Raw genomic sequence first — 13,173 nt, forward strand, 5'->3', positions numbered from 1 at the left:
ACAATTTTAATGTCATTTTGTCACCTGTTGGCCGTGTTTAGGAATTCGACCTCTCAGCCATCCTTTGCTGTGAGATATTCTTATAGCTTCCGGCGAGCCGTACTTTACGCCAAAATATTTTTCAAACTGCGACACTGGCCCTCTATGAGGAAGAGACGCTACATGTTCATCAGTAGTAACCAGCTGCATTGTTGTTTTACCTGTTTCAGGATTAAAATCATCGAGATGATGGCATGTGTATTACCCTGCATCATCTCTATTTCTCCCTGCTAATCCATGAGGTTTAGCCACAACCCTTGAATAGACCGGATGAAATTGTAATTCATGCCTGTCTATTTTATTTCTTTAATAACCTAGAAAAGATAAAAGGGAGTTGTTCTTCGGCTTCTTGAAAAAAAGAAATAATTTCATCCCGATTACTAATGTTAGGTCTTTCTATATATATATAACCCGATGAATCAGAAAGGTCTGCATTAAAATAAAAACCATCTTTAGAGTTTATTTCAATAACGATTTCATCATGTTCAATATCATTTGCAGAGCCATCATCAAGCAATATGCTAAAATAAAGGTTAGAAATGGTATTGATATATTTGACCTCAATTGAGGTTGATGCAATATAGTGGCCGCACCACCGTTCCTTTAATTCGCATAACTTACTGAAAATAAAATTATTCATAGCTCCGTCACCTACCACAAGATTTTTTTACCGCTTTCGTATACGGTGATACTTGATCTGTACCTCGAGTACTAGCCCAAACTCTTAACTTAGACTTGTCAGGGTCACCAGCAGGTCTCACAGATGCATGGTTTATACCATCTTGAATTACATCTAATTCATTATCATTAAGTACTTTCACATTGAGAGTTTGATATTTACCTGTTAATGGCTTCTCTATTGTTGTCGATAATCCGGTAGTTATATCTTTGTCCGGTCGCGAAGTTAAGTTTGAATCCGTCCTATCCCATGCGATAAATAGAGGCATCAGTTAATTTTTTGTCCAACCCCCACGGATCAATCCAACCCAGCGGATTCGGCCCATACTGATAAAGATTCCAGCCCCCCGCCCGCCCAATCGGATCGTAGGGACTGCCCCCGACGCCATCGTACCTTTTAACACGCTGCAACCCGTGCTATCCCTGCATTTTTAAAGAGCGATTTTTACAGCATTAACACCTCGTTAACCCGGGTTTCCTGAAAGCACGCAGGATCAAGCCATCAGGAATGAGTTGGTGCAGATTAAAAATGTGCTCAGGCTAGTTAAGCAGGATGTACTGAGTTAAGTAAAATAGCCGGAAGGATCATCAAGATCGCTTCCGGATTTTATTCAAAATGTTATAAATGCATCATTGTTCAAATAGTAATTTAATCCTGCTATAAAATCTTCCATTGAAGCCTGTTTCTTTTGGTTCAATGCACTTCTTAGTACATCTTCAAATTGTTCACCATAAAAAAACAGTTCTAGTTTATGCTGTACAACAAAATCAGGATACTCTTCTTCATCATCATCACTAATTGTCGGGTAATGCTCTAAGTAGACAATAAGATCCTTTGTAGCGGAAGAGATATATCCCTTAGTATATAAACAGAAGTTATTACTTTGGTAATCGTTTACCGTAATATCTGTTATTAGCTGGCTTAATTTATATTCTTTTTGAAAAATTAATTCTTTCATCAACATTTCCCCCCTTTGAGTATACCAGTTTCACCATCTAGCTTGCCGCGTCTTCCTAACTCACCACCACCCCATATATCACGTCCGCCTTTCCCTGTTGGATGGTATAATGCGTGATTATTAGCATGATCAAGCCGATCTACAAGCGTTAATCGTCCTATTATTTCATGATGATGCCAAGTCAAATCCGCCGGGCTAGATCCCATATTTGGATTTTTCATCCAATTTGATAGTGATGGGTATCGCCGTAGCATATCTCGCCTGAAAGCTGAGTTTGTATTCATTTCATTAATAAATATTTTATTCGCCCTATTAAATTGAACTCCATCACTCGAGAAGTAGTTTTTGGGGTCAATCGTAAAATCAAAGAATGAGTTATACTTCCCATTATTAGGCCGTGTAGCCAATCCAAGCGGATCAATCCACCCCAGCGGATTCGGCCCATACTGATAAAGATTCCAGCCCCCCGCCAGCCCAATCGGATCCTGAACCGTGAACCGCCCGACCTGCGGATCGTAATACCGGAACAGATTATAGTGCAGTCCCGTCTCGCTGTCAGCGTACTGTCCGGCATAGCGCAGCGGCTGGTGGGTGAGCGAGGTGCCGCAGGCAAGGTCGTAAAAGCCCGCCGTCTGGCGGGTGACTTCCCCGAAGCTGCCGTACTGGCCGCTCCACTGCAGCGCGCCGCTTTCGTCGGTGGCCTCCAGCGGCGCCCCGTTCAGGTCGGTGCTGAACCACAGAATCTCGCCCCGCTGGCCGTCAGCCCGGTGGTCAATCCGCGCCAGCGGGCTGTAGGCCTCGTTCGGGTCGTAAATGTATGTCCGGCACCGGCCGTTATGCTCCTGCTCCTGCAGCAGCCGGTAGCCCTGCCACAGGAAGCGGGTCTCGGTGGTGCCGCGTTGGGTGGTCACCGTTTTACGGGTGCGCCTGCCCAGGGCGTCATAGCGATAGCGTGCGGTGAATGTGCCTTCCGGCCCGGTGCCCTCTGCCCGTATCAGCCGGTTTTCCGCGTCGTAAGCGTAGCGCTGCTCGTGCGGGCCGCTGCGGCGGCTGACCAGGTTGCCCCACCAGTCGTACTGCATAAGCAGGCCCTGCCAGCGGGTCAGGCGGTTGTCCGCTGCGGGCGGGCCATCGTCCGCCAGCAGGTTGTCGGCGCTGTCGTAGCGGAACGCCGCCGTGCTGTGGCCCTGGCGCGCCTCGTAGTGTTTCAGGAGCCGCCCTTCGGCATCGTAGCTAAAGAGGAGGCTGCCGCGCAGGGTGTCGCTGACGTCGGACAGCTCGCCCCGCCCGGTGTAGTTAAAGATGCGTTCGAACAGGGCCCGCTCCGGCAGTTCAGGCTCGCTGGTGAAGGCGCTGCGCTGCAGGGTCCGCCTGCCGAGGCTGTCGTACCGCCGTGTCTGGACCCGCGGGCCCTGGCTGCGGGAGATTTCCCGGTGCAGGCGGTCGCGGGTAAACTCAGAGACCGTCTGCCGGTTAAAGCGCACGGCGCTGACGTGGCCCGAGCCGTAGTGCAGCCAGCCCAGCTGCTGCCCGCCGGGCAGGGTCAGCTGCGTGAGGTTGTCGAGGGCGTCATACTGCTGGCCGAGCGTCCCGTTGACGCCGGACTCTTCGAGCAGCCTTCCCGCCGCGTCAAAGGTAAAGCGTACCTCATCCGCTTCGATGCCCCTGGCGGCGCCTTCCTCCGTCGGCGTCCTGACCAGCGCGGTCAGCCGCCCGCCGGGGCCGCGGCGGTAGCGGTACTCCGCGTCCCGCGTTGCGCGCCCGGTGAGCAGGCCGCCGTCGTCATAGCGGAAGGCCTGCATGCGCCGGGGAAGGCCGCCGTCGCCGTCGGGTTTACCACTCTCCAGCAGGGTGCCGAGCAGCCCCTGCTGGTTCCACTCCATCTGCAGCGAGGTGTCATCCGGGCGGGTTTCGCTGAGGACCCTGCCCGCCGGGTCGTACGTGAAGAGGTATTCGCCGCCGTTGCCGTTCTCCAGGCGCAGCAGGTTGCCCCGGGCGTCGTAGTGCCAGCGGCGGGTGACGCCGGAGCGGTCTGTCTGGCTCAGCGGCAGCCCCAGGCGGCTATATGTCCAGGTGACTTCCGTTTCCAGCGGGTCGCGCCAGGCTACGGGCTGGCCGCGCGCGTTCCATACCAGCGTCTCCCGGCTGCCGTCGGCGCGGACAACGGCGGTCAGCTGGCCTGCAGCGTTCCACTCCCGGCGGGTGACGCTGCCCTCCGCGTCCTCGCTGCTGATAAGCTGCCCGAAGCGGTCATACGCGAAGCGGGTGACGGAGCCGGAGCAGTCGGTGCGGCGCGTCAGCAGCCCCTGGCGGCTCCATTCCAGCAGGACGTCGCCGCCGCTCCCGTCGGTAATGCGCTCGGGCAGCGTTTCTTCGTCGTCGGGATAGTGATACGCGGTGGCGTGGTTCAGGGCGTCGCTTTCCGCCAGCAGGCGGCCCTGCAGGTCATACGTGGCGCGGGTGATGCTGCCGTCCGGGTACTGCGTCATGGCAATCCGGTCGGTGTTGCGGAACCAGTGGTAGCGGGTGGTGCGGCCCGCCGGGTCGGTCTCTGCGGTCATTCGCCCGTAGCGGTCCCACTGGCTTCGGCGAATGGCGCCGCCGGGGAGGATGACGTCGCACAGCTCGCCGTCGCGGTACGCCAGGCCGGTCTGACGGCCGTCGTAGTCCGTAAAGCGGGCGACGCGGCCGTCCTCGTCGATAATCCACCGCGCCACCGCGCCGTCGTCGCGGCGCGCCTGGCGGCGGCCCGCGCTAAAATCGTAGTCGACCCGGAGTTCCTCCCCGGCGCCGCTGCGGTAGGCAATGACGCGCGGCAGGCCGTCAATGCTCTTCCACAGGTATTCGCTGACCAGGCCGCTGCCGTCCTCGTGGCTGCGCAGCAGGCCGGCGCCGTCGCCGCCGTCGTACCAGCTGAAGCGGCGGCGCACCGGGCCGCCGCGCCCGGTGACCGTCACCAGCCGGGCCGCGTCGTCGTAGTCGTAGCTGACCAGGCAGACCTCATCATCCAGCCAGGCCCCGGCCAGGCGCACCTGTCCGCTGACGGTCAGGTAGCGACAGGCGACGCTTTGCCCCGCGCTGTCGGTGAGCGAGCGCAGCGTGTTGTCTTCATTCCACGTCAGCAGGATATCGTTGCCGCAGGGCTCGCTGAGGCGCAGCGGCAGGGAGGGCGCATCTTCGCGCAGCGGCGGATAGTGCCAGCGCTCGCCGCTGACGTCATACACCGACCAGCCGCCGTCCTGATGGTGCTCCAGCCAGCGCTTCTCCGGCGCGCAGAAGGTACGCTGCCCTTTCGGCACCATCGGGAAGGAGACGTAGTCGCCCGAGGGCGCGCGCCACACCAGCCCGTCCTGCCAGCGTTCGAGGCGGGTTTCCCAGAACAGGCTCCAGCCGCGGCCCAGCACGCTGTCGCCGGGGCTGCCGCTGCGCCAGTACCGCTGCCAGCGCACCGGCAGGCGGGAGGGCAGGACGAAGTCCAGCTCGTCATCGCCGGACAGAAACTTCTGGCCGCTGACGATATCCACCGGGCGGGCGATAATCCCCACGGCGGCGGTGCCGGTCATCAGCGCCCCGGCGCGGCAGGCCGTGCGGGCCAGCCTGTTGATGCCGGGGATTTTGCTGAGCAGTTTGCCCAGCGCGCCGGCTTTTCCGGCGGCGCCGCCCCAGCCGCCCGCCAGTCCGGCAAACAGCAGCGTCAGGTCGGAGGCCTTATACAGCCATTCCGGGACCTCAGGGCTGACGGCCAGGGTGGGCTGCGGGTCACCGCCGATGCGCACGTTGCCTGAGCCGGTCATTACCCTGCCCCCGCAGGTGGTCCGGTCGCCGAGGCGCGCCGCCGGGAAGCCGTTAATAAACACCCGCGACGACCCTTCGGCCATCTGCTGCGAGCCGGCGTCCTTCGCGCAGTCCACCATGCTGCCAGTGGCAATGGCGGCGGGCCTGCCGTTGATAAAGACGTCGGGGGAGCCGGTAATAATGGCGCCGCTCTTCGCCATGCTGGCCGCACCCGCGTCCGCAATGGCGTCCCTGGCCGCGGTCGCCAGCTCGCCGGTGAGGTAGCCTACCGCCAGGCTGCCGCCCACCAGCAGCACGCCGATGCCGAGGCAGGATGACGCCAGGCCGGCAAGCATCATCGCGCCGGCCGCAATGCCGCCCGCGACGGCGATGAGCCCGCCCACAATCGTTCCGGCAATCATGCCGGCGAGCGCGCGGGAGTGGCCGATGTCGTCCCCGACGCGGGCGGCTTCAAACATGGCAATTGTCCTTAATTGTCAGTCGTTAAAGTGAAAGCTGGCGAGCAGCGCCTGAAAGCGCCGGCCGTCAGCGTCGGTTAGCGCGGCGCTGCCGGTCATGGTAAAGACCAGAACGTGGTTTTCGCCGGTATTAAATACGGCCTGCTGCTGAAAAACGGGTTTACCGTCGCGCAGGAAGCGGGCGTGCACGCACTCGCCCTGCAGCAGGTTATCCCCGAGCGCGGCGGGCTCGCGCCGGGACAGCATCCAGCCCTTGAGGTGCTTTTCCAGTAATGCCAGCTGGCGGTCAATATACGCCGCCAGGGCCTCACCGTTATTCAGGCTGTCGCGGGAGATATTAAATGCCGGGGTATTTTCACCGGGCAGGGTCAGAATATTAACGGTGCGGTCCTGATAGTGCCCGGGCACGGTAATATTACCCTCGGTAAATCGGCAGAGGGCGTGGCCTGAAGACATGATGCGATATTCCCTGTTTGTCAAAAGCCTTAATCCTGCCACAGGGTGAACCGGATAACCACCTTATAAATAATAAGTGTTTATTTTTGTTTTTCTTTGTATATCATTGTTTTTAAAGATTTTTAGTTATTTTGATATTCTCTTATTTCTTATTTTTCGGATTTTTTCTGCGTATTAACACGTTCAATTAACTCGTGATATTAACGCCTTTATTTAATTTAAATAGATAATCGCGAATTCGGATAATAAGTGTAACGCTCGCTCATGTGCAGGGGGCGGTTATCTACCGATAGGCTAACCTGCTTCTCCGACCAGGGATGAGGGATTAACCTTGAAATATTAGCAACTAACCGAAGGGTTATGATATCAGTAGTCCTGTTGTCTTAAAATATAGCCTGTTGCCAGGCTACAGCGAGGGCCCACTCTTCCGGCAACCCGTTCATTCAGAAATCTTGACGAGGCTGAAATCCTCACCACTAAAGTGCTGAGAGCCCATAAAAATGAGATGGCAATGTTCGTTAAATTCCAGCCGAAAGGTGTTCCATGGCGGAAAAGATTTCTATGCACTTTTCACAGCCTACAGGGATTGTGGTCAAAAGAGGAAGCTCAGACGCCAGGAACTGTTACCGTGTTGAGGTATGGATAGCGCTTACCGGGTACAACGGTAAGCCTTTTTTATACTGACGTCGATGCCTCTGGAGTGAATAATGATGAAGCAGCATGATCAATCGCTGGAACTGGATAATCTGATTTGTAACTATTTCGGGCATGATTACGATCTGATTGATGACAGTGAGGCTCTCCAGCCCAAAATTGATGCCTACAACCGGCAATCGGGGAAAGCAATGCAGAGGGCTCTCCTCGACGATATTGACGATTTTCTTGCCCTGGGGGACGCGCTCAATTTAGCCTTCAGTAAAAGGTATGGCGTCTATTTTGATCCCTTACTGTGGGGCATTACTGCTCGTGATTTTCTGGTTCTGGTCCAGGATCAGGTTCAGATCGCCTTACGACATCCTGATAAAACTGACGCCCCCCCGCCCGACGCTGATTAAAGAGAATTATATGCGCTTCCCTTTTTAAAATGGGAGCCGCTGAGATGTGTCTTTTTCTGATTCAGGCACAGCCGGAAGGAAATAGCCGGACGGGCAGAACGCCGCCCGGCGAAAAGCGCGGTGGAAAACCTTATTCGGGCCGGTTGTCCGTCAGCGCATTGAGCACGCGCAGCGATGCTTCCGGCAGGGTCAATGCGGCGGCGGCGAGGTTTTCCCGCAGGTGGCCGAGAGACGAGGTGCCGGGGATCAGTAGCAGGTTGGGCGAGCGCTGCAGCAGCCAGGCCAGCGCCACCTGCATCGGCGTGGCGTCCAGCGACGCGGCCACCGCGTTCAGGGTCTCGGAGTGCAGCGGGGTAAAGCCGCCCAGCGGGAAGAAAGGCACGTAGGGAATGCCCTGCGCGGCCAGCGTATCGATCAGCGCGTCGTCCTGGCGATTAGCCACGTTGTAAAAGTTCTGCACGCAGGCGATGTCGGTCATCTTCAGGCCGTCCGCCACCTGCTTCGCGGTGACGTTGCTCAGGCCGATATGGCGAATCAGCCCGCGCTCTTTCAGGGCGAGCAGCGCTTCGAGCTGCGGCTCCAGCGGGCCTTCCTCCGGGCCGCTCGCGCCGTGCATGCTGCGCAGGTTAACCACGTCCAGCACCTCCAGCCCGAGGTGGCGCAGGTTGTCTTCCACCGCGCGGGTTAGCTCGGCGGGGGAGAACGCGGGCAGCCAGCTGCCTTTATCATCCCGGCGCGCGCCGACTTTGGTGACGATGGTCAGGCCGTCGGCATAGGGATGCAGCGCTTTTTTAATCAGCTGGTTGGTGACGTAGGGGCCGTAAAAGTCGGAGGTGTCGATGTGGTTGACGCCAGCGTCAACGGCGGCCTGTAAAACCTGTACGGCGGCCTGCTCATCTTTCGGCGGCCCGAAAACCCCAGGCCCGGCCAGCTGCATGGCGCCGTAGCCGAGACGATAAACGTCGCGATCCCCGAGAGTGAAGCGGCCGGACTGTGTAACGCTGGACATAGCAATCTCCTGATAGTGGCGGTGTCGGCTAAGTGTAACGCCGCTGGAGCAAGAATAAAGAAGAGAAAGCGCAACAAGATGTGCGGCAGGGGAGCCTGCCGCAGGCGGGGAAGGATTAGCTAAAGAACATCACCGACACGCAGAGAATACCGATAATCAGCGTAATCAGGCTGCCGATGGAGCGATACGGCTTGAGAGCCGGGAACAGATACGTTGCCGCAGTCGGCATAATAAACAGGATCATGGCGATCAGCGGGCCGCTGATGGCGTAAATCATCGAGATAGCGTTCGGATTAATGCAGCAGATCAGGAACGTCACCGTCGACACCAGCATGATCGACACCGCGCGGTTAAAGGCGCGGCTTTTACGCACGCCCACCTGATTGAGGGAGGCGCGCACGATTTCGCTGGCCCCTTCAATCACGCCGAAATAGGTGCCGAGGAACGATTTCGACATGGCGACAATCGCCACGACGATTCCGGAAACCGCCAGCCAGTGCGGCGCGGAGGGCAGCATCGCCAGCGCGGACAGAATCGTCACCCCTTCATCTTTGGCGTGGGTAATGTAGCTCTCCGGGATCGCCAGCAGGCAGCTGAAGACGAAGAACAGCACGCTCAGGCAGATGATCAGATAGGCAACGCGCATGATTTTTTTGCATTTATCCATCGCGCCGTCGCCGAATTTCTCCCGCCGGTCGATGGCGAAGGTGGAGATAATCGGGGTATGGCTAAACGCAAAAACCATCACCGGAATAGAGAGCCAGACCTGATGCAGAGTGTTGGCATTCAGGGTGAGCTGGCCGCTGAAGCGCGCGGGCTGCCAGTCGCCGGTTAAATAAATAGAAAGGAAAAGGAAGTAGGCAATCAGCGGAAACACCAGGAAGCCCATCACTTTCAGGGTGGCGTGGCGGCCCATCAGGAAGATCAGGTTCAGCACCAGCACTACCCCGAGGCTCACCAGCATTCTGACGCCGAGGGTCATCGATATGTGCTTCGCCAGCTGCTCGGTCAGGGAGTTGGTTATCGCCACGGCGTAAATCAGCACCACCACAAAGAAGGCGATAAAGTACAGGGCGGTGATCAGGTTACCGACCTTCTGCCCGTAGTAGTGTTTTACGGCACCGGTGATCCCGACATTGGCGGGCAGGTTGGCGGAGAGAATAAACTGGCACAGGGCGCGGTGCGGCCAGTAGGTCATCGGCCAGGCTACCAGGGCAGTAATAAGGAGCACCATCGATCCGGCGGATCCGAGCTGAATAGGCAGGAACAGGGTGCCGGCTCCTACCGCAGTACCATATAGTGCGAAACTCCACAGCGTTTCGTCTTTTGACCAGATTTTCGACATTTGTTGAACTTTTAAACCAGGATAATAAAAAATGAGGGCGAATTTATCATATTTCGCCCTGCCGGGGGGCGTGTTTTCATCCGCGACCGCACTTGGTGGTTTTGATGTTAAATCTGCGGCGATTCCTTTGTGATAAAACTCACTTTTCTTAAACATCTAAAATAAAAGTTGATAACAATCCTCTACTATGTCCGGATTCATCAAGGCGGGGGAAAGGGAATGAAAGACGTCGTTATCGTAGGGGCGGTACGCACGCCCATAGGCTGCTTCCAGGGCGCGCTCTCCTCCTTCACGGCCGTGGAGCTGGGCAGCGTGGTGGTCAAAGCGCTGGTGGAGCGCACCGGGCTGGATCCGATGGCGGTGGATGAAGTGATTCTCGGCCAGGTGCTGACCGCCGGCACCGGGCAGAATCCCGCCCGCCAGTCGGCAATTAAAGGCGGCCTGCCGAATACCGTTTCCGCCATCACCATCAACGACGTCTGCGGCTCCGGCCTCAAGGCGCTGCATCTGGCTACCCAGGCCATTCAGTGCGGCGAGGCGGACGTGGTCATCGCCGGCGGCCAGGAGAACATGAGCCGCGCCCCGCATGTGTTAACCGACAGCCGCACCGGCGCGCAGCTCGGCAACAGCCAGCTGATAGACAGCCTGGTACACGACGGCCTGTGGGATGCCTTCAACGATTACCACATGGGCGTTACCGCCGAAAACCTCGCCCGGGAGTACGGCATCAGCCGTGAACTGCAGGATGCCTGGGCGCTCAGCTCCCAGCAGAAGGCGCGGCGCGCCATTGATTCCGGCCGCTTCCGGGATGAGATAGTGCCGGTGGTTCACCTGCAGAAAAGCGGCGTCAGCCGGATTGTCGATACCGACGAGCAGCCGCGCGCCGACGCCAGCGCCGAAGAGCTGGCCGGATTAATCCCCTCTTTTGACGCGGCGGGCTCGGTCACCGCCGGTAACGCCTCGTCCATTAACGACGGCGCGGCGGCGGTGATGATGATGAGCGAGGCCCGGGCCGCAGAGCTTGGCCTGCCGGTGCTGGCGCGCATCCGGGCTTTTGCCAGCGTCGGGGTCGATCCGGCGCTGATGGGCATCGCCCCGGTTTACGCTACCCGGCGCTGCCTGGAGCGGGTCGGCTGGCAGCTTGCCGAGGTGGATCTGATTGAAGCCAACGAGGCGTTTGCCGCCCAGGCCATTTCCGTGGGCCGCGAGCTGGAGTGGGATCCGAGCCGGGTTAACGTCAACGGCGGGGCGATTGCCCTCGGCCACCCGATTGGCGCTTCCGGCTGCCGCATTCTGGTGTCGCTGGTGCACGAAATGATTAAGCGCGACGCCCGCAAAGGGCTGGCGACGCTGTGTATCGGCGGCGGTCAGGGGGTTGCGCTGGCGGTGGAGCGCTAAGCGCTACTCGCCGCCTGCCGCGCGCGCCCCGCGCCGGTACAGCGTGCTGCGCGCCACCCCAAGCGCCCGCGCCGCCTTGCTGATGTTGCCGTTAAAGCGCGCCAGCGTGGCGGCAATCAGCCGCTCGTCGTGATCTTTTCGCCTCTCTTCTGATTCCTCATTCACCGGCTGATACCCGGCGGGCAGCGCCTGTGGCGTCAGGATCTCGCCGTCATCCGCCAGGGCCAGCAGCACTTTCAGCACGCTGCGCAGCTGGCGCACGTTGCCGGGCCACGGATGCGCCGCCAGCGCGTCAACCAGCGGCGGCGCGAGGGCGATATTGCGATCTTCGCCGCCGAGCGCCCGCCACTGCTGGTGGATAAAGCCCGGCAGATCCGGCCAGCCGCGCAGGGGCGGGATCGTCAGGGAGAACTCCTGCAGGCGGTAGAGTAGATCCTCGCGGAACTCGCCGTCCGCCACCCGCTGCGCCAGATTGCGGTGGGTGGCGCACACCAGCGCGAAATTCACCGGCCAGCGGCGGCTGTCCCCGAGGGGGGCTACCTCTTTTTCCTGCAGCACCCGCAGCAGCCGGGTCTGCAGCGCCAGCGGCATATCGCCAATTTCATCGAGAAACAGCACGCCGCCGTCCGCCTCGCGAATTTTGCCCACGTAGCCGCTTTTGCTGGCACCGGTAAAGGCCCCGGGCCGGTAGCCGAACAGCTCGGACTCGATCAGCGATTCAGGGATCGCGGCGCAGTTAATGGCGACGAACTTGCCCTCATGCCACCGGCTGTGCCGGTGCAGCGCCTGGCTGACAAACTCTTTCCCGCATCCGGTTTCGCCGTGAATGCACAGGGAGACGCCGGCGTTGAGCAGGCGCACCAGCTTGTCGCCCTCGCCGGAGGTGGCGAAAGGAAAAATAGGCCCGCGCGCCGCCGGTGCCGCGGCGGGTGAGCGCTGCGCCGGACCGTCGAGGCGATACCAGCCGCCGCTGCGCCGCGCCAGCGGTACCCGGGACGCGCTCTGGGCCAGCTCCGGAAAGAGCTGGCCGAAGGTGGCGCTGCCGATCTGGCTGCCGTCCAGAGCCAGCATCCGCAGCCCCTGACCGTTGGCCGCCGCCAGCCGATCCTCGGAGAACACCAGCAGCCCGGCGTCGGCGCTATCGAGCCCGTCGGGCCGGGCATGCAGGCGCATCAGCCACTGCTGCGGGAGCCGGGCCTGGGTGACCCACAGATATTCAATGTGCCGCGCCGCCGCCTGCACCTGCGCCAGGGTTGTGCGGTGGCTGAAGTGCGCCGGGCCGGAGATGTCCAGCACCCCGGCGATGCGCCCGTCCGGGGCCAGCAGCGGCGCGGCGGCACAGTACAGGTGCCGGTTACCGGCGAGAAAATGCTGGCCGCCGCTGATTTCGCAGCCGTCGGCAATCGCCAGCGCGGTGCCGATGGCGTTGGTGCCGCGCCCGTCTTCGCTCCACAGGTTGCCGGGTGCCAGCGCCGCCCGCTGGGCGCCGTGCAGGGCGCTGAGGTTGCCGAAGGTGTGCAGGATCCAGCCGCTGGCGTCCGACAGCACCACTACCGCCTGCTTGTCTGCCATCTGCTGCGCCAGCCCGCTGGCGATGGGGCGGGCAACGTGCTCCAGCCTGGCGTGGCCGGCAATACGATCCGCCAGCTCGCCCTGGGGCAGGCGCGGAAAATCGTCGGCGCTGCGCGCCAGCCCGTAGCGCAGGCTGCGGTGCCAGGAGTCGCTCAGCAGCGGGATGCTGCAGATCCCCTGCGGGATAGCCGATTCGTTCTCCTGCATTGCTCACCTCGGGCGCGTCGTGTGTGTTGCAATATTGTAGCGTTATGGTGTTTTTAGTGTTGCGACACGCAACACAGAAGGCGATAAAACGCTCCAGATGCCGCCAGTTTATTGCAGAGATATTTTTTAACTGTCTGATATTTTTATTTTTATCTGGAAACTCCGCAAGCTGGCACAGCAGATGCAGTGCTCACACTACAGC

Annotated in this window: 9 protein-coding genes and 2 pseudogenes; 2 read left to right on the plus strand and 9 right to left on the minus strand. The window is 59.3% G+C overall.

Annotated features, from left to right (window positions below; translation table 11 throughout):
• Positions 1-12: 12 nt before the first annotated feature.
• The 6 genes and pseudogenes from QZ766_RS11790 to QZ766_RS11815 form a co-directional block, all read right to left on the minus strand.
• A pseudogene (locus tag QZ766_RS11790) lies at positions 13-228 on the minus strand (HNH endonuclease); the annotation flags it as partial.
• 109 nt (positions 229-337) lie between these two features.
• Positions 338-679 carry a hypothetical protein gene (locus QZ766_RS11795; protein ID WP_297202086.1) on the minus strand — a complete coding sequence of 114 codons (342 nt, stop codon included), beginning with the start codon at positions 677-679 and terminating at the stop codon, positions 338-340.
• A gap of 326 nt (positions 680-1,005) precedes the next feature.
• A pseudogene (locus QZ766_RS11800) lies at positions 1,006-1,083 on the minus strand (sugar-binding protein); the annotation flags it as partial.
• A 245-nt stretch (positions 1,084-1,328) separates the two neighbouring features.
• A complete protein-coding gene (locus tag QZ766_RS11805) occupies positions 1,329-1,676 on the minus strand; it encodes a hypothetical protein (RefSeq protein ID WP_297202088.1) in 348 nt (115 codons plus the stop codon).
• Positions 1,676-5,929 carry an RHS repeat-associated core domain-containing protein gene (locus QZ766_RS11810; RefSeq protein ID WP_297202091.1) on the minus strand — a complete coding sequence of 1,418 codons (4,254 nt, stop codon included), beginning with the start codon at positions 5,927-5,929 and terminating at the stop codon, positions 1,676-1,678. The genes QZ766_RS11805 and QZ766_RS11810 overlap by 1 nt, the downstream gene beginning before the upstream one ends.
• 18 nt (positions 5,930-5,947) lie before the next feature.
• Positions 5,948-6,385 carry a DUF1795 domain-containing protein gene (locus QZ766_RS11815; protein WP_297202093.1) on the minus strand — a complete coding sequence of 146 codons (438 nt, stop codon included), beginning with the start codon at positions 6,383-6,385 and terminating at the stop codon, positions 5,948-5,950.
• 707 nt (positions 6,386-7,092) lie between these two features.
• Here QZ766_RS11815 and QZ766_RS11820 point away from each other — a divergent pair.
• Positions 7,093-7,440, plus strand: coding sequence for a contact-dependent growth inhibition system immunity protein (locus QZ766_RS11820; protein ID WP_297202095.1), 348 nt, complete (start codon positions 7,093-7,095; stop codon positions 7,438-7,440).
• Between the two features lie 130 nt (positions 7,441-7,570).
• Here the strand turns inward: QZ766_RS11820 and QZ766_RS11825 are convergent, their stop codons facing one another.
• Complete coding sequence (locus QZ766_RS11825; RefSeq protein ID WP_297202097.1) at positions 7,571-8,449, minus strand: aldo/keto reductase family oxidoreductase; 879 nt, start codon at positions 8,447-8,449, stop codon at positions 7,571-7,573.
• 115 nt (positions 8,450-8,564) lie between these two features.
• Positions 8,565-9,794: an amino acid permease gene (locus QZ766_RS11830; protein WP_297202100.1), complete on the minus strand. Its 1,230-nt coding sequence runs from the start codon at positions 9,792-9,794 to the stop codon at positions 8,565-8,567.
• A gap of 219 nt (positions 9,795-10,013) precedes the next feature.
• Here QZ766_RS11830 and QZ766_RS11835 point away from each other — a divergent pair, with 219 nt between their 5' ends.
• Positions 10,014-11,192 (plus strand): acetyl-CoA C-acetyltransferase, encoded by a 1,179-nt coding sequence (locus QZ766_RS11835; protein WP_297202103.1) that lies wholly within the window; start codon positions 10,014-10,016, stop codon positions 11,190-11,192.
• Between the two features lie 3 nt (positions 11,193-11,195).
• Here the strand turns inward: QZ766_RS11835 and QZ766_RS11840 are convergent, their stop codons facing one another.
• Positions 11,196-12,971, minus strand: coding sequence for a sigma-54-dependent Fis family transcriptional regulator (locus tag QZ766_RS11840; RefSeq protein WP_297202106.1), 1,776 nt, complete (start codon positions 12,969-12,971; stop codon positions 11,196-11,198).
• Positions 12,972-13,173 lie beyond the last annotated feature (202 nt).

The sequence above is a fragment of the uncultured Pluralibacter sp. genome (assembly GCF_913775985.1).
In the GTDB taxonomy this organism is placed as follows: Bacteria; Pseudomonadota; Gammaproteobacteria; order Enterobacterales; family Enterobacteriaceae; genus Pluralibacter.